Genomic DNA, 14,860 nt, shown 5'->3' on the forward strand with positions numbered 1-14,860 from the left:
CCACCGGCCGCGAGGGCTGACCCCGCCGTGCCCGGCCCGTCGCGCGGGGTCGGGCCGGGCACGCGGGTGGTCGGTCAGGGGACGGTCACGCCGTACGCGGCCAGGATCTCCATGATCGGCTGGTAGTAGGTGGTGCCACCGCTGGTGCAGTTGCCGCTGCCACCGGAGAGGATGCCGAGGATGGTGCCGGTGCCGGCGGCGTAGAGCGGCCCGCCGCTGTCGCCCGGCTCGGCGCAGATGTTGGTCCGGATCAGGCCGGTGACGCTGCCCTGGGCGTAGTTGACTGTCGCGTTGAGCCCGGTGACCGTGCCGCAGCGCACCCCGGTCGTGGAGCCGCTGCGGCAGACCGCCTGGCCGACGTAGGCGTTGCCGGCGCCGTTGATGGTGAGCAGGCCGGGGTAGGTGTAGACGGCGCTGGGGTGGGCGACCAGGCTCGTGTAGCGGACCAGCCCGTAGTCGTTGCCGGGGAAGCTGCTGCCCGTCCGGCTGCCGAGGACGGTGGTCTGCGCGCTGTTGGCGTACCAGGTCGCGCCGGCGGTGGTGCAGTGGCCGGCGGTGACGAAGTAGTAGGTGCTGCCGCTGCGGACGTTGGCGCCGAGGGAGCACCGTCCGCCGCCGCCGTAGATCGCCTGCCCGCCGGCGATGAGGGTGCGCAGCTGACCCGGCTCGCGGCGGAGCACCGCACCGGCCCGGTCGGCGGTCGCCCGCAGCGCGGCCACGTCCCGGGCGGAGACGGTGTCGTCGACGGTCAGGGTCATCCGGCCGGTGGCGGGGTCGAGCCCCCAGGCGGTGCCGGTGGTGCGGACCTGCGCGAGCGCGGCCGCGGCGCGGCCGGTGTCGTGGTCGGGGGCGGCCCCGCCGTTATCGGGGGCGGCGTGGGCGGGCGCCGGCAGGCCGAGCAGCAGCGCGGCGAGCAGGAGCAGGGCGGGCGGGAGACGACGCATCGAACCTCCATAGATTCGTTTCTGTCGATTCCCTACAGGATCCACCCCCGGATGCGACCCGGACAAGCGCCGGACCGCACCGCCTCAGTCACGACGGCGGTGCGGTCCGGCTACGGCAACGGGTGGGAGATGCCCCGGGCGTGGTCGGTGAGGGCCGCGCCGACCACCGTCGCCTCCAGCGGCAGCACCTCCAGGCAGCGGCGTACGGCGGCGGCCATCAGGGCGTTCGGCACCCGCATGGACAGCGTGCAGTGCGGCACCCAACGCCCCGGCTGGTAGTGCTCGACCAGCCCGATCCCCGCCTCGGCCAGCCGGCCGTGCACCCGCGCGTGGTGCGCGAGCAGCTCGGCGGTGGGGGTCGGGCCCAGCCACAGCACCCGGCCGACGAACTGCCCGGCGTGCTCGAAGCTCAGCCGCAGCGGAGCGGCGACCACCGTGCCGCGCAGCGCCGCCGCGACCCGCTCCGGGTCGAAGCGGGGCGCGACGGCGAGCGAGACGTGCGGCCGGTGGCGCTGCTCCAGCAGCGACCGCATGCTCTGCACGCCCTCGGACTCCAGCGCGTCCCAGAGCACCCGGATCCGTCGGGTGGCGTCGGTGTCCAGGTAGAGCTCCAGCGCCGCGACCACATGATCACTCTAGGGTCGCGGCGGTCACGGCACGACGACGGCCCGGCCCTCCAGCGTGCCGTCGCGCATCTTCTGGTACGCGACGACCGCCTCGTCCAGCGAGAAGGTGCTGGCCTTCGGCCTCACCAGGCCCCGGGCGCCCAGTTCGAGCACCTCGACGAGCTCCGGCCGGCTGCCCCAGTATGTGGTCTGGATGCTCACCTCGTACGGCACGGAGAAGAAGCCCACCGGCAGCGTGCCGCCGCCGATGCCGACGATGGTCAGGTCGCCGACGGTGCGGGCGGCGGCGGCGCCGAGCGCGAGGGTCGGGTCGGCGCCGACGAAGTCCAGGACCACGTCGGCGCCCCGGCCGCCGGTGGCCCGGCGGATCTCCTGGGCGGTGTCCTCGCCGGAGAGCATCGTCAGGTCGGCGCCGCACTCCGCACCGAGCTTCAGCGCCTCCTCGCGGGTGTCCACCGCGATCACCCGGGCCGCGGTGGTGGCCTTGAGGATCTGCACGCCGACGTGCCCGAGCCCGCCCACGCCGATCACCACGGCGGTGCTGGTCGGGCCGAGTTTCGCCCAGGAACGGCGGATCGCGTGGTAGGGGGTGAGCCCCGCGTCGGTCAGCGGCGCCGCCAGCACCGGGTCGAGCCCGTCGGGCAGCGGCAGGACCTGCCGGGCCTGCGGCACCAGCATGTACTCGGCCATGCCGCCGTCCAGGCCGAGGCCGCCGCCCCCGCCGGGCACCGGCGCCTCGGCGGTGTTCTCGCAGTACGGGTCGACGCCCACCCGGCAGCGGGCGCAGGTGCCGCAGCCCCACGGCCCGTACACGGCCACCGGCTGGCCCACCGTCAGCCCGCCCACCCCGTCGCCGAGCGCGTGCACCCAACCGGCGTTCTCGTGGCCGAGGGTGAACGGCGGGTTCCAGGGCACCGTGCCGGCCTCGAAGTCGTGCATCAGGTGCAGGTCGGAGTGGCAGGCGCCGGCACCGCCGATCTTCACGACCACCTGACCCGGGCCCGGGGTCGGCTCGTCGACCTCGACCAGTTCGGGCGCCGACTTCCAGTTGGGCAATCGCAGTGCGCGCATGACGTCTCCCGTTCTCCCGCTTCCGGTCCGCCTGCCGGCTGCCCGTTCAGCGGCAGCCCAAACGGCCCACCGCGGCGCCCCGGTTCACCCCGTGCGGGCGAACCGCCGGGAGCGTGGCCCCGTCAGGGCAGGGCCGTCGCGTCGGGCCGGGCGGCCTCCGGGACGGTCGAGGTGGCGTCCGGGCTGGTCGAGGTGGCGTCCGGCGCCGCGGCACGGCGGCCCAGGCCCCGGTCGACGGCGACGAAGAGCAGGCCCAGCAGCCAGAACGCGGCGGCGAAGAAGACCGCGCTGACGGCCACCCCGGCGTAGCCCAACTCGCCCGCGTCGACGAACGGGTACGGATACCGGTCCACCACCAGCCCGCGGAGCAGCGCGAAGCCGAGGTATCCGAGGGGGAACGCCAGCCACCAGGCCGCGTAGCGCAGGCGGAGCCGGCCCCGGCGGTCGAACAGCGCCCAGTCCGCCACGGCCAGCAGGGGCACGACGGTGTGCAGGAACTGGTTGCCCAGCGCCTCGCCGAGCGTGCGGTCGGCCGGCGGCATCGCGAACGGGCTGGCCGGGTTGGCCAACACCAGGTGGTAGACCACGCCGGTGATGGTGATGTAGAGCGTGACCGCGCCCTTGAGCGCGGAGGGCGGCTCGGGCCGGTCCTGCCGGGCCAGCCAGGCGGCGTATCCGGCGAAGAGCCCGACGGCGAGGTTGCTCTGGATCGTGAAGTACGGCAGCAGGCCGGTGACCGTGGCGGAACCGAGCGCGGTGAGCACGATCCCGGCCAGCACGCTGATCACGATCGCCAGGCGGAAGGCCACCGCCACGCGTCGACGCCGCAGACTCATCGGGGCAAGCTACCAGCCGCCTCCGCCGAGGTCACCGGCCGACGACGCGCCACCGGAAGCCCGGACGGTCACCCGCGCGCAAACGCGGGCCACGCCGCCGGCACGGCGCGCCGGCAGGGACGCGCCCGCCCGCCGGCCGCCCGGTCAGCCCGCGTCGCCGCCGCTCGGCGCGGCGGTGTGGCGCCCCTGCGCCGGCGAGACCTGGACGGGGTCGGGCCGGGCCGATCGTGCGGCCGTGGCCGACGGCGACGCCGTGGGCGGCCCGGTCCGCCGGACGGTCGGCTCGGCCCCGGGTCGACCGGTCGGGTCGGCTCCCGGTCGGCCGGTCGGGTCGACCCCGGGATGGCTGGTCGGCGTGACCGCCGGTCGGCCGGTCGGGTCGACCCCGGGACGGCCCGTCGGGTCCGCTCCGGGGCGGCCGGTCGGCGTGACCGCCGGCCCGCCGGACGGGCTGCCGTGCGGGCTGGGGTCCTTCGGCTCGTCGGCCAGCACCCGCTCGCAGTAGCCGGCCACCTCCCCGGGGCCACCGGCGGCGTCGACGAGGTCACCGAAGGTGGCGTCGTCCGGAGAGCCGCCCGGCCGGTCGCCGGCGTCCGCCCGGTACGCCCGGCACAGCTCCCGCAGCTTCGCGTCCGGCTCCGGCCGACCGTCCGCCCCGCCCGTCGGGGCGGACGGCGGATGGCGGGTCGTCGTGGAGGAGGCGTCCGTGGTGGGGGCGGGCGCGGGAGCGGCGGTGGTGGGCGCCGGACCCCGCAGCGGGAGGGGCAGCGCGCCCCCGGTGGCGGCGAGGGCCACCCCGCCCGTGAGGGCGAGGGCGGCACCGGCCAGCGCGGCGCGGACGCCGAACCCCGCGAGGGCGGGACGGCGGCGCGGCTCCGGCGGACCGAGCGGGCTGCCGGCCCGGGCCAGCCGGTAGGCCCGTACGGCCGCCTCCTCGCCGGCCAGTTCGCCGGCCCGGCCCGGGGCGCGGACCGCCGTCAACAACGACGTGACGGGCTGCGGGCCGTCCTGCGGGTCGAGGACAGGACCGTCGAGCAGCCGCTCGACGGTCTCCTGGTCCATCCGGTGTGCTTTCATCTCGTGTCCCTCAGCGCCACCGGCCCCCGGACCGTCACACGCGTCGGGGTGTGACGTCCCACAAACGCCGGCTCGGGGAGGAGGCGGGGACCGGGTTTCTGGGGCGGCCCACGGTCCTGGCGTCGTCGACCGCCTCGCGGCTGCCGCTCCGGTTTCGTCGCCGAGCCGGATGCCGGCGGGCAGCCCGGCTGCCGGTTTTCCGCCAGCGGTTGCCGATTCGTCCGGTCCGCGGTGCACTGAATCACATGGGTGTGATCAAGGTGGGCACGTCGTCCTGGGCGGACCAGATGCTGCTGCGCTCGGGCTGGTATCCGCGCGCGGCCAACACCCCGGCCGGCCGGCTCGACTTCTACGCCGGGCGCTTCCCGCTGGTCGAGGTGGACACCTCCTACTACGCGGTGCCCGTGCCCGAGACGACGCGGGGCTGGGTCGACGCCACGCCCGAGGACTTCACCTTCGACGTCAAGGCGTTCAGCCTCTTCACCGGTCACCCGACACCGGTGGCGGCGCTGCCCCGCGACCTGCGCCCGGCCGGTGGCCCGAGCCGGATCCGCCGCCGGGACCTCCCCGCGGCCGCGTACGACGAGCTGTGGGACCGGTTCCGGGCGGCGCTGGACCCGATCGCGGCGGCCGACCGGCTCGGCGCGGTCCTGCTCCAGTTCCCGCCGTGGCTGGCCCGTGGGGCCGCCGCCGAGCGGCGCATCGCCGAGCTGGCGGAGCGGTGCCAGCCGTGGCGGGTCGCCGTCGAGCTGCGCCACGGGTCGTGGTTCGACGGCACGGCGGCGCTGGACACGCTCGCGTTCCTGCGGGAGCGCAGGCTGTCGTTCGTCTGCGTCGACATGCCGCAGGGGCATCCCTCGTCGGTGCCGCCCATCCTGTTCGCCACGGCGGAGCTGGCGGTCGTCCGGTTCCACGGGCACAGCACCGCCTGGGAGACCGGGGACAAGCAGGAGAAGTTCCGCTACGCGTACGGCGACGAGGAACTCCGCCGCTGGTCGGAACTCCTGGCCGAGCTGGCCGGGCAGGCGGGGGAGCTGCACGCGCTGTTCAACAACTGCTGCGGCGACCAGGCCCAGCGTGACGCCGCCCGACTCGCGGAGCTGCTCGGGGTCCGGCCGGCGGGACGCGACCGGGCGGGAGCCGGTTCGCCGTCCTGAGCACGCGCCGGGATCGTCGGCGCGGCGGCGAGGTTTTCCCGTCGGCCGCCCGGGTACCGGCGGGGGCGTGAGCGACGGAAGGGGACGCGGTGATGAGTGAGCAGCGGCAGGAGCGCCCCGGAGAGGCGACGCCGGGCGTGCCGGGGGACGCGGCGGCGCGCGAGACCCGGGAGGCGCAGGAGGCACACGGCGGCAGCATGGCGCCCGGTCTGGTGGACGACACCGGTCACCCGGTGGCGGCGGACCCCGCCGAGGTCGCCGAGGAGGACACCGCCGGCGGCTGACCTCGTGGCGGGGGCCCAATTCCGTGGACCGGGTCGGCGCCCTCGGGCATGATCGCCGGATGGCGGCAACCTCCCGTGCACTCCTGCGCTGGCAGTTCGACCTGACGTGGTCGCTGTTCGAGTACCACCTCGAGCGTCTCGACGCGGCGGACTTCCTCTGGGAGCCGGCCGCGATCTGCTGGACGGTGCGTCGCGACCCCGCCGGCGGGTGGACACCCGACTGGGCCGACACCGAACCCGACCCCGTGCCGGTCCCGACGATCGGCTGGCTGTCCTGGCACATCGGCTGGTGGTGGACGGTGGCCATGGACCATCTCGGCGGACGGCCGCCACGGCAGCGCACCGACGTCGGATGGCCGGGCGCGGGCGAGCCGACAATCGCCTGGCTGCGGGGCCTGCGCGCCGAGTGGCTCGGGCACCTCGACCGCCTCACCGACGCCGACCTCGACGCCACCGCGCCGTTCCCGTGGCAGGACGACGCGGGGCACACGGTGGCGCACATGCTCGGCTGGGTCAACGCCGAGTTGATGAAGAACGCGGCCGAGATCGGTCAGCTCCGGCTGCTGAGGGCGGCGGGGCGCGCCTGACCGTCGGCGTTCGGCGCGGGGCCGTCCCGTCCACGCGCCGGGGCGTACCGGTCAGGAGCGTCGGCCCCTGGTCCGCAGCGCGTCCTCCGTCCGCTCCTCGACGTCGGCGGCGTCGGGAAAGGACCGCCGGGCCGGCGCCGGGTCGGGCGGCGCGCCGGGGCCCGCCGGCCGCGTGGGTGTCGGTTCGACCGGGCCGAAGCCGTGCCGCCCGGCGGGGCCGGACGGTCCCGCCGGCTCGTCGGCCCGACGCTCCCCGCGCCGCCCCTCCGGTACGGCGGTCTCCTCGCTGCCCTCGTCCATGGGGTCGTGCTCACCGACGCCCCACGGCGGCTCCACGTCCATGCCGTCCCTGGTCACCCAGGGCGTGGTCGCCTCCGGTGCGCGTCGGTCCCCGCCGCGTCCCTCTCCTGCCGTCATGGCCACCTCGCTGCTCGGTCCGCCGGTACCGGCCCCGAATGCCCGTCACCGGGGCGGTCATGCCTCGCCGGCGCCCCCGGGCGCGGTCCCGGCGGGTGGGGACGCGCGGCAACGGCGCCCCGCCGCCGAGGAGTCGGCGGGACGCCGTCCGGCGGCACGTCGGTCAGCAGCGGCCGGACTTCGCCATCCGCTTCTGCCGGGCCCCGCCCATCGCCATGAGCGCGCCCATCCCCTTCGGGGCGTTCCGCATGCCGCCGACGCGCCCGAGCATGCCCCGGAACACCTCGCCGGGCTTCTGCTGCTCGCCCATGTACGCGGTCATCACGATGAGCGCCCCGGTCATCGCCGGGATCGCCCACTGGAGCATCCGCATCTGCCGCTGGCACGACGCCACGTTCGACGGCGTGTGCGAGTTCGGCTCGGTGACCCCCTCGACCGCCGGGCCGCCGGCCTTCTCCAGCTTCATGCCGAGCAGCCGGCTGTAGCCGGTCACCGCCAGCGCGCCGACGGTCAGCGCCGTCTTCAGCGTGCTGGCCCGGGCCACCCCCGACTGGGCGGCCACCCGGGGGCTCTCCGTCACCAGTTCCCCGACGGCCCCCGCCAGGTGGGCGCCGATCGCCGCGGCGTTCACCGGGGTCCACCGGGCCCAGCCGGCAGAGGCCATCGGCAACCGCTGGGTCGAGTCGTTCATCTGTGCCGCCGCGCCGTTGACGCCGAACGCTCCCATCAGGGAGCCCCCGAACCAGGCCGCCAGGCCCAGGTCGTGCATCGAGCGCAGTGCGGTGTGCCGTTCGGACATCTGATCCCCTTCCACCGTGTCGGGCGGTGCGGCATACCCGCCGCCCGGCCGGCTAATCCCGCCCGTCAGCTGCTGATACGCCGCGGCGGCACAGATACCGGACCGGGGCGTCGTCGCGGGGAGACGACGGGGACGGGCCGGGAGGAGTCGGCGGGGCAGGTGCGGGTAGTTGGTCGGACGACCCGAGCGAGAGGGGAAGCGGATGTCGCAGCCCGAGGAGAGCCGGGAGAAGACCGCGTCGACCGACGCGGTGCTGATGCACCCGGACAACGATCCGCGCAAGACCACGGCCCAGGTGCCGCCGCCCGCCGAGCTCGGCGAGACCCGCGTGGAGCGGGACGGCGAGATGGTGCCCGTCGACACCGACGAGTGAGCGTCTCCGTCCCGGGCGGCGGGGCGCCGCCCGGGACGCGTCGCCGCGGCCGTGCCGCCCGTCGCCGGCGTCGGGCGGCCGGGCCGGCCCGACCAGTCGCCCCGCTCGTGCCGCGGCCCCCGGCGAGGTCAGCGGGCCGGCAGGTCGGCGGCGAAGCGGGCCACCCGGGCCGCCAGCGGGGCGCTCGCGCGTACCCAGGTGAAGTGGTCCATCCGGGCGCCGGCCTGCGCCGGGGTGTAGCGCTCGCGCACGACGGGCGCCGCGGCCAGCTTCGCGCACAGGTGGTCGACGGTCTCGTGCGGGGTGTACTGGTCGTCGTCGACGCTGACCGCGAGGACGGGGGTCCGCAGCGCCCGCACGGCCGCCTCGGCGTCCACCCCGTCCAACTGCGGGAAGCGCCCGGTCCGCGCGGTGTGGGCCCAGTCCCGGATGACCCCGCGCGCCTGCCGGCCGCCGAAGCCCCAGCCCGGCCAGACGCCGAGCAGCCGGGCGGTCGCCGCGATCCCCTGGGTGTACGGCAGGACGCCGTACCCGCGCAGGCCGGGGTAGCTGCGCCACCACGGCACGCCGACGGCGACCAGCGCCAGCCCGTCGACGTCGTGGTCGCCGTGCACGGCGAGGTGCAGCAGCGCCGCCTGCCCGCCGAGGGAGTGCCCGAGCAGCAGCGTCCTGCGCCCGTCCCGCCGGGTCTTCAGCGCCGCCAGCGCGGCGCCCACGTCGGCGGCCAGTTCCGGATAGCCGTACCGGCAGGCGCGGCTCGGCTTCGGGGTGCTCTCCCCGGTGCCGCGCAGGTCGGCCACGGCCACGGCGAGGCCAGCGGCGCGCAGCGCGGCGGCGAACGGCCGGTAGTAGCGCGCCCGGACGCCCATCGCGGGCGTGATCAGCACCAGCGGGGCGTCGGCGACGCCGTCCGGATCGGGATACACCTGTAGCCCGATGCGGGCCCCGTCGACCTCGACGAACTCCTGCCGGTATTCCCCCGTCGCGTTCACCGCCCCAGGCTACGACCCGAGGCTACCGACGGGTAACCGTGGGGTGGTGGGCGTCACGTCCCCGGCGTCGACCGCGGACCGCCGACCACCACCCGCGCTACGCCACCGCCGGGGCGGGGCGGCCGACGGTGCTGACCGTGGCGTAGACCGTGCTCAGCTGCTCGGCGCAGCGCTTCCACGAGTACCGGTTGCGGATCCGGTCCAGCGCCGCCGTGGCGTACGCGAAGCGACGGACCTTGTCGGCGAGCAGCCGGCGGACCGCGGTGCCGAGGGCCCGGGGGTCCCGGGGCGGCACGAGGTCGCCGGTCAGGCCGTCGACCACGGCGTCGGCGATCCCGCCGACGTTCGTGCCGACGACCGGCACCCCGCACGCCATGCTCTCCAGCGGGGCGAGCCCGAACGGCTCGTACCAGGGGGCGGCCACCAGCAGGTCCGCCGAGCGGTACCACGGGGCCAGCTCCTCCCGGGGTAGCCCGCCCAGCAGCTTCACCCGGTCGGCGACCCCGCAGGACTCGGCGAGCGCGCGGAGCCGGCGGGCGAAGCCGTCCGCGGGGAGCAGCTCCGCCGGCGGGCCGCCGACCACCACGCACTCGGCGTCCGGCACGGCCGGCAGCGCCCGGATGACGTCCTGGATGCCCTTGCGCTCCACCATCCGGCCGACGGTGATGATCCGGGGGCGGGCCGGGTCGCGCGGGGCGACGGGCCCGTCGGGGCGGAACAGCTCCTGGTCGACCCCGGCGGGGACCAGCGTCATCCGGGACCGGGGCACGCCGAGCCGGACCAGCTCGCCGACCTCGTCCTGGCACTGCACGATGACCCGGTCCGCGGCCCGGCCCAGGGCCCGCTCGTAGCCCACCCGGCCCGGTGGACTGGTGTCCCGGGCGCCCGGCAGCCGCCGCTTCACCGAACCGAGGCTGTGGTACGTCAGCACCACCGGCACCCCGGTGCGCCGGCCGGCGTGCACGGTGGCCAGCCCGCTCGTCCAGAAGTGGGCGTGCGCCACGTCCGGCGTCCAGCCGCCGTCGCGCCACTGACCGGCCAGCCAGCGTCCGAACTCGCCCATGTGCGGCAGCAGCTCGTCCCTCGGCACCCGCAGCGCCGGACCGGCCGGCACGTGGCACACCTGGTAGCCGTCCGGGGTGACCACGGAGTCGGGCGGGACGGTGGAGTCCCGGCGGGTGTAGACGCGGACGTCGTGCCCCTCGCCGACCAGGGCGGCGGCGAGCTCCGCCACGTGCGTGTGCTGACCGCCGGACTCCTCCACCCCTCCGACGGCGAGCGGACTGGCGTGCTCCGAGATCATCGCGATACGCATGTGCTTCCTCCATCGGCCGGCCCGTCGGCGGGGACCCGGTCGAGCCCCGGGGCGTCTCCTCGCCGCCTGGCGGACCCCGCCGCAGGAGTCCCTACCCCCGACCTCACCTCCTAACCGCCGCCCGCCCGGCTCGTCCTGGTGAGCTGTCCGTCGGGTGTGGAGGAGCCGGCGGGCGGTGGGGCGAACCACCTCACCGCCCGTGGCCGGCCGATAACACCTGGTCAGGACCGGTCGTCGTGGAGCATGCCCGGCCCGAAGACCTCGTAGGCGATCCGCTCCACCGGCACCCCCCGGCGCAGCAGGCCGCCCCGGACGGTGTTCATGAACGGCAGCGGCCCGCAGAGGTGCACGTGGGCGTCGGGGGAGAGCGGGATCAGCGCCGGGTCGACCCGGCCGGCGATGACCTCGGCGGTCACCCCGGCCAGTTCGCCGTCGGTGAGGTCCTCGTACCAGAGGGCGGTGCGCAGGTTGGGCAGCGCGGCGTGCAGGCGCGGCAGTTCGCCGCGGAACGCGTGCGCCGCGCCGGCCCGGTCGGCGTGCACCAGCACCACCGGACGCTGCGGCTCGGTGGCGGCCAGGTGCTCCAGCGCGGCCATCGCCGGGGTCAGGCCGATGCCCGCGCTGACCAGCAGCAGCGGGCCCTCCCCGGCCACCGCGCTGACCTCGCCGAACGCCGGGCTGAGCCGGAGGGTGTCGTCGACCCCCACGCGCTCGTGCAGGAAGGTGGAGACCATGCCGTCGGGGGCGTCGCCGGTGCCGCGTACGCGCTTGACGGTGATCCGCCAGTGCTCGGCGCCGGGGCAGCCGGAGAGGCTGTACTGGCGGATCTGCTGACCGCGCCCGCCGTCCAGGTCGACGGCGACCGAGGTGTACTGGCCCGGGACGAAGCTGGGCACCGGCCCGCCGTCGGCCGGGACCAGGGTGAACGACACGACGTCCAGCGCCTCGGTGGTCCGGGCGACGACCCGCCAGTCCCGCCAGACCGACTCGCCCTCGGCCAGCCCGGCCACGGTGTAGAGGCGGGCCTCCCGGGCGATCAGCTCGCAGGCCAGCAGCCAGTAGACCTCGTCCCAGGCCGCCGCCACCTCGGCGGTGACGGCGTCGCCGAGCACCTCGCCGACGGCGGCGAGCAGGTGCCGGCCGACGATCGTGTACTGCGTGGCGGTGATGCCGAGCGAGGCGTGCTTGTGCGCGATGCGGTCCAGGATCGGCCCCCATGGCGCGCGGCTGCCGCCGGTCAGGTGCTCCGCGTACGCGACCACGGCGGCCGCGAGGGCGGCCTTCTGCGTGCCGGTGGCCTGGTTGCTGCGGTTGAAGATGTCGAGCAGTTCGGGGTGCGCGTCGAACATCCGCTGGTAGAACCGGCCGGTGATCGCCTCGCCGTGCGCCTGCACGGCGGGCAGGGTCGCCGTCACCACTGCTGCTGAGGACTCCGAGAGCACGGCTTTCTCCTTCTGAGATGAATCGCTCGAACGACGACAGCAAAACAGGTATTCGAGATACCTCTTCAGGGCCGAAGGTCCCGGGTCGGGGGTCGTCCGGATCACATCCCGGGTCCGGTCGACCGTGGTGAGGGCTCGACCGCGGTGGCTAGGGTCGGGACGTGAAGCTCAACCGGTCCACCGACATGGCGCTGCGCATCGCCATGCTCGCCGCCGCGGACCCGCGACGGATGACCGTGGACGAGCTGTCCGACCAGCTCGACCTGCCCCGCAACCACGTCGCCAAGGTGGTGCAGCGGTTGCAGCGGCTCGGGGTGCTCGTCACCATCCGGGGCCGCTCCGGCGGGGTGGCCTTCGCCGAGGGCGGCGGGAACGCCACGGTCGGGCACGTGGTGCGGGCCTTCGAGGGCGACGACGAGGTGGTCTCCTGCGACGAGCCGGCCTGCTCGCTGCGCGCGGCCTGCCGGCTGCGGGGCGAACTTCGCCGTGCCCGGGACGCCTTCCTCGCCGTGCTGGACGACGTGACGCTCGGCGAGCTGGTCGCCGGGCCGACCGGCCCGGCGCTGCTCGCCCTCGGCCTGCCCCGCCCCCGACCGGCCCCGGTCGGCCGGCGGGCCGTACCCGATCCGGTCTGAGGAGCGACGATGTCCCGTGGTGCGGTCTCCCACCCGGTGTTCGCCCGGGTGTTCGCGCGGGCGAGCGTGGCGATGGACGCCGCCGGCGCGGCCGCCCACCGCCGCCGGCTCGTCGCCGGCCTCGCGGGCCGGGTGGTCGAGGTCGGCGCCGGCAACGGCCGCACCTTCGCGCACTACCCGGGCACCGTCGAGCGGGTGCTGGCGGTCGAGCCGGAGCCCCGGCTCCGGGCGGCGGCCCGGGCGGCGGCGGCCGGGGCGCCCGTACCCGTGGAGGTGGTCGACGGCCTCGCCGAGGCGCTGCCGGCGCCCGACGCCGACGCGGACGCGGTGGTGCTGTCCCTGGTCCTCTGCTCGGTGGCCGACCAGGCCGCCGCGCTGCGCGAGGCCCGCCGGGTGCTGCGGCCCGGTGGGCAGGTGCGCTTCTTCGAGCACGTACGCGCGCAGACACCGGGCCTGCGCCGCGCGCAGCGGCTGGTCGACGCGACCGTCTGGCCGTTGCTCTGCGGCGGCTGCCACACGGGCCGCGACACGGTGGGCGCGATCCGGGCCGCGGGCTTCACCGTCACCGAGCTGGACGCGTTCCGCTTCCCCGACGGCCGACTCCCGGCCCCCGCCGCCCCGCACGTGCTCGGCGTGGCCACCCGCGACTGATCCACCCCGTCGGCGGCCCTCGGCGCTCGCCCGCGACCACGCCGGCCTTCCGCGGCCGCGTCGGCGTCGGCGTCCTTGACGCTGTCGGCCGCCCGTGACCGCGTCGGCCCGCCCGGCCCCGGACGCGGCGGAACCCCGCGCCGAGCGGCACGGGGTTCCGGGACGCGGTCGCGGTCAGGAGACCGTGATCGAGCCGTCCCCGGCGCGGACGCAGGCCACGGAACGCGCACCGGTGGTGGCCGCGCCCGTCAGGCACTGCCCGAGCACCTGGTGGCCGGCGGCGTTCGGGTGCCACGACTCCTGGCAGGTCTGGAAGTAGCTCACGCAGGTGTTCGCGATCCGCTGGATGGCGATCTTGTCCTTGCCGGAGAGGCTGGTGACGAAGACGCCGTTCGGCGGGCTGTCCTGCAGGCGGATCGGGGTGGCCAGGGTGCCGGCCGGGCTGGTCCCCGACTCGCAGAGCCGGGCGCCGTCGAAGGCCCGCTGCACGTTGAGGTAGACCAGGTCCGCGCCGGGGAACTCGGCGGCCAGGGTGTCCCGGGTGGACTTGACCAGGGTGCCCAGCCCCTGCGAGAAGCGGTGCCCCGGCAGCAGGCTGGCCCGGTGGATCGGGCAGCCGGCCGCGTACCGCTCGGCGCCCAGCGCGCGGAACTTGTCCCGGGTGTCGTCCCGGCTGTCCTCCTCGTGGAAGCGCGCCTCGAGGTCGAGCGGCAGCGGGTTGGTGTAGTCCTGCAGGACGATCCGGTGCTGACCGTCGGCGTCGATCTCGCGCAGCGTGGTGAGCAGCTGGCGTACGGCCGAGGTGGTCTCCGCGGTCGCGGCGCTCCACTGGGCGGCGGTGGCCAGGTCGGCGTCGGTGCAGGGCTTCTGCTCCACCGGGCCGCCCAGGTAGGCCCAGAACTCCCACCAGCCGGTCCAGGCGTCGGCGATGAACCGGTTGGCGCACTTCTCCGCGACGTTGCCGAAGGTGAACGAGCTGTTGTTCGAGCCGAGCCCGAGCAGCACCAGGTCGATGTCGTGGGTCCGGCCGACCGCGCGCAGCTGGTCGAGCTGGGCGGCTACCTGACGGCCGTTGGTCCGGGCCGAGGAGGCGGCGGCGATGTCGTGCGGCTGCCCGCCGGAGCAGGCGAGGTTGAACCGGTCCTGGATGCCCGGCAGGTTGGCCCGGTGCAGCGAGGCGTTGGCCGAGCGGTGGCAGAAGAACGCGTTGTTGTTCGCGGCGGTCCAGCCCGGGAAGCCCTGGGCGACCCCGTTGACGTCGGCCACCGGGGTGTACGCCCCGGCGCCCTCACCGCTGATGAAGCTGTCGCCGAGCGCCACCGCGGCGGTGGGCGGGGCTGCCGAGGCCGGGGCGCTCAACCCCACGGCGGTCGACAGGGTGGCGGTGGCGACGGCGAGCGCCGCCGCGAGTGCGGTACGACGGAACCTGGACATGACGTCCCCCATCTGTCCATCGAAACGTGAAAGATCCTCCGAGGGCGCGATCAGATCACCCCGGCATGACGGGCGTCAATGGCCCGTAACAAAATCTTTCGCAAAGGGACACACCCGCCCCGTCCGGGCCCCGCCGGCGTCGGCGGTCGGAGCGCCCGGTCCGAAGGCGTCGGTGGCGCGGTGCCCGCGGCCGGTGGCGCCGGCCACCCGGTGCCCGGGA

The 14,860-nt window shown here is 75.9% G+C and carries 17 protein-coding genes; 6 read left to right on the top strand and 11 right to left on the bottom strand.

Features of this window, described 5'->3' with window-relative positions; translation table 11 throughout:
* Positions 1-74: 74 nt before the first annotated feature.
* The 5 genes from ACLQ22_RS18395 to ACLQ22_RS18415 form a co-directional block, all read right to left on the bottom strand.
* Positions 75-944: a S1 family peptidase gene (locus ACLQ22_RS18395; protein ID WP_425693389.1), complete on the bottom strand. Its 870-nt coding sequence runs from the start codon at positions 942-944 to the stop codon at positions 75-77.
* 110 nt (positions 945-1,054) lie between these two features.
* The gene (locus tag ACLQ22_RS18400) at positions 1,055-1,570 is read right to left on the bottom strand and encodes a 2'-5' RNA ligase family protein (RefSeq protein ID WP_121395712.1); all 516 of its coding nucleotides are present in this window, start codon (positions 1,568-1,570) and stop codon (positions 1,055-1,057) included.
* A gap of 24 nt (positions 1,571-1,594) precedes the next feature.
* Positions 1,595-2,641, bottom strand: coding sequence for an NAD(P)-dependent alcohol dehydrogenase (locus ACLQ22_RS18405; protein WP_425693390.1), 1,047 nt, complete (start codon positions 2,639-2,641; stop codon positions 1,595-1,597).
* Between the two features lie 122 nt (positions 2,642-2,763).
* The gene (locus ACLQ22_RS18410) at positions 2,764-3,477 is read right to left on the bottom strand and encodes a Pr6Pr family membrane protein (protein WP_425693391.1); all 714 of its coding nucleotides are present in this window, start codon (positions 3,475-3,477) and stop codon (positions 2,764-2,766) included.
* Positions 3,478-3,621: 144 nt separating this feature from the next.
* Entirely contained in the window at positions 3,622-4,554 is a 933-nt protein-coding gene (locus tag ACLQ22_RS18415; protein WP_425693392.1) for a hypothetical protein, read from the bottom strand.
* Positions 4,555-4,799: 245 nt separating this feature from the next.
* On the opposite strand from ACLQ22_RS18415, the gene ACLQ22_RS18420 reads away from it, so the two are divergent.
* The 3 genes from ACLQ22_RS18420 (at position 4,800) to ACLQ22_RS18430 (ending at position 6,582) form a co-directional block, all read left to right on the top strand.
* Complete coding sequence (locus ACLQ22_RS18420; RefSeq protein ID WP_425693393.1) at positions 4,800-5,711, top strand: DUF72 domain-containing protein; 912 nt, start codon at positions 4,800-4,802, stop codon at positions 5,709-5,711.
* 92 nt (positions 5,712-5,803) lie between these two features.
* Positions 5,804-5,995: a hypothetical protein gene (locus ACLQ22_RS18425; protein WP_425693394.1), complete on the top strand. Its 192-nt coding sequence runs from the start codon at positions 5,804-5,806 to the stop codon at positions 5,993-5,995.
* 59 nt (positions 5,996-6,054) lie between these two features.
* Positions 6,055-6,582 carry a DinB family protein gene (locus ACLQ22_RS18430; protein WP_425693395.1) on the top strand — a complete coding sequence of 176 codons (528 nt, stop codon included), beginning with the start codon at positions 6,055-6,057 and terminating at the stop codon, positions 6,580-6,582.
* 51 nt (positions 6,583-6,633) lie between these two features.
* Here ACLQ22_RS18430 and ACLQ22_RS18435 read toward each other — a convergent pair whose 3' ends face one another.
* Both ACLQ22_RS18435 and ACLQ22_RS18440 read right to left on the bottom strand, forming a co-directional pair.
* The gene (locus ACLQ22_RS18435; RefSeq protein WP_425693396.1) at positions 6,634-6,999 is read right to left on the bottom strand and encodes a hypothetical protein; all 366 of its coding nucleotides are present in this window, start codon (positions 6,997-6,999) and stop codon (positions 6,634-6,636) included.
* Positions 7,000-7,162: 163 nt separating this feature from the next.
* Positions 7,163-7,798, bottom strand: a complete 636-nt coding sequence (locus ACLQ22_RS18440; protein WP_311411379.1) for a hypothetical protein — start codon at positions 7,796-7,798, stop codon at positions 7,163-7,165.
* Between the two features lie 202 nt (positions 7,799-8,000).
* Here ACLQ22_RS18440 and ACLQ22_RS18445 point away from each other — a divergent pair, with 202 nt between their 5' ends.
* On the top strand, positions 8,001-8,171 hold the full coding sequence (locus tag ACLQ22_RS18445) for a hypothetical protein (RefSeq protein ID WP_425693397.1): 171 nt from the start codon (positions 8,001-8,003) through the stop codon (positions 8,169-8,171).
* A 128-nt stretch (positions 8,172-8,299) separates the two neighbouring features.
* On the opposite strand, the gene ACLQ22_RS18450 is transcribed toward ACLQ22_RS18445, so the two are convergent.
* From ACLQ22_RS18450 to ACLQ22_RS18460, 3 genes are all read right to left on the bottom strand, one after another.
* The gene (locus ACLQ22_RS18450) at positions 8,300-9,163 is read right to left on the bottom strand and encodes an alpha/beta fold hydrolase (RefSeq protein ID WP_425693398.1); all 864 of its coding nucleotides are present in this window, start codon (positions 9,161-9,163) and stop codon (positions 8,300-8,302) included.
* Between the two features lie 97 nt (positions 9,164-9,260).
* The gene (locus tag ACLQ22_RS18455) at positions 9,261-10,478 is read right to left on the bottom strand and encodes a glycosyltransferase (protein WP_425693399.1); all 1,218 of its coding nucleotides are present in this window, start codon (positions 10,476-10,478) and stop codon (positions 9,261-9,263) included.
* Between the two features lie 221 nt (positions 10,479-10,699).
* The gene (locus ACLQ22_RS18460) at positions 10,700-11,920 is read right to left on the bottom strand and encodes a globin domain-containing protein (protein WP_425693400.1); all 1,221 of its coding nucleotides are present in this window, start codon (positions 11,918-11,920) and stop codon (positions 10,700-10,702) included.
* Positions 11,921-12,081: 161 nt separating this feature from the next.
* Here ACLQ22_RS18460 and ACLQ22_RS18465 point away from each other — a divergent pair, with 161 nt between their 5' ends.
* Together ACLQ22_RS18465 and ACLQ22_RS18470 are read left to right on the top strand one after the other, a co-directional pair.
* Positions 12,082-12,555 (top strand): RrF2 family transcriptional regulator, encoded by a 474-nt coding sequence (locus ACLQ22_RS18465; RefSeq protein ID WP_425693401.1) that lies wholly within the window; start codon positions 12,082-12,084, stop codon positions 12,553-12,555.
* A gap of 9 nt (positions 12,556-12,564) precedes the next feature.
* On the top strand, positions 12,565-13,206 hold the full coding sequence (locus tag ACLQ22_RS18470) for a class I SAM-dependent methyltransferase (RefSeq protein ID WP_425693402.1): 642 nt from the start codon (positions 12,565-12,567) through the stop codon (positions 13,204-13,206).
* Positions 13,207-13,380: 174 nt separating this feature from the next.
* Here ACLQ22_RS18470 and ACLQ22_RS18475 read toward each other — a convergent pair whose 3' ends face one another.
* Entirely contained in the window at positions 13,381-14,640 is a 1,260-nt protein-coding gene (locus tag ACLQ22_RS18475; protein WP_121398920.1) for a hypothetical protein, read from the bottom strand.
* Positions 14,641-14,860: the final 220 nt, after the last annotated feature.

Origin of the sequence: Micromonospora sp. DT178 (assembly GCF_049841695.1) — a bacterium.
In the GTDB taxonomy this organism is placed as follows: domain Bacteria; phylum Actinomycetota; class Actinomycetes; order Mycobacteriales; family Micromonosporaceae; genus Micromonospora.

Bases quoted from the DNA above. Each gene is read 5' to 3' on its own strand.
- ACLQ22_RS18395 (WP_425693389.1), bottom strand. From the start codon at position 944: ATGCGTCGTCTCCCGCCCGCCCTGCTCCTGCTCGCCGCGCTGCTGCTC.
- ACLQ22_RS18405 (WP_425693390.1), bottom strand. From the start codon at position 2,641: ATGCGCGCACTGCGATTGCCCAACTGGAAGTCGGCGCCCGAACTGGTC.
- ACLQ22_RS18410 (WP_425693391.1), bottom strand. From the start codon at position 3,477: ATGAGTCTGCGGCGTCGACGCGTGGCGGTGGCCTTCCGCCTGGCGATC.
- ACLQ22_RS18415 (WP_425693392.1), bottom strand. From the start codon at position 4,554: ATGAAAGCACACCGGATGGACCAGGAGACCGTCGAGCGGCTGCTCGAC.
- ACLQ22_RS18420 (WP_425693393.1), top strand. From the start codon at position 4,800: ATGGGTGTGATCAAGGTGGGCACGTCGTCCTGGGCGGACCAGATGCTG.
- ACLQ22_RS18425 (WP_425693394.1), top strand. From the start codon at position 5,804: ATGAGTGAGCAGCGGCAGGAGCGCCCCGGAGAGGCGACGCCGGGCGTG.
- ACLQ22_RS18430 (WP_425693395.1), top strand. From the start codon at position 6,055: ATGGCGGCAACCTCCCGTGCACTCCTGCGCTGGCAGTTCGACCTGACG.
- ACLQ22_RS18435 (WP_425693396.1), bottom strand. From the start codon at position 6,999: ATGACGGCAGGAGAGGGACGCGGCGGGGACCGACGCGCACCGGAGGCG.
- ACLQ22_RS18440 (WP_311411379.1), bottom strand. From the start codon at position 7,798: ATGTCCGAACGGCACACCGCACTGCGCTCGATGCACGACCTGGGCCTG.
- ACLQ22_RS18445 (WP_425693397.1), top strand. From the start codon at position 8,001: ATGTCGCAGCCCGAGGAGAGCCGGGAGAAGACCGCGTCGACCGACGCG.
- ACLQ22_RS18455 (WP_425693399.1), bottom strand. From the start codon at position 10,478: ATGCGTATCGCGATGATCTCGGAGCACGCCAGTCCGCTCGCCGTCGGA.
- ACLQ22_RS18470 (WP_425693402.1), top strand. From the start codon at position 12,565: ATGTCCCGTGGTGCGGTCTCCCACCCGGTGTTCGCCCGGGTGTTCGCG.
- ACLQ22_RS18475 (WP_121398920.1), bottom strand. From the start codon at position 14,640: ATGTCCAGGTTCCGTCGTACCGCACTCGCGGCGGCGCTCGCCGTCGCC.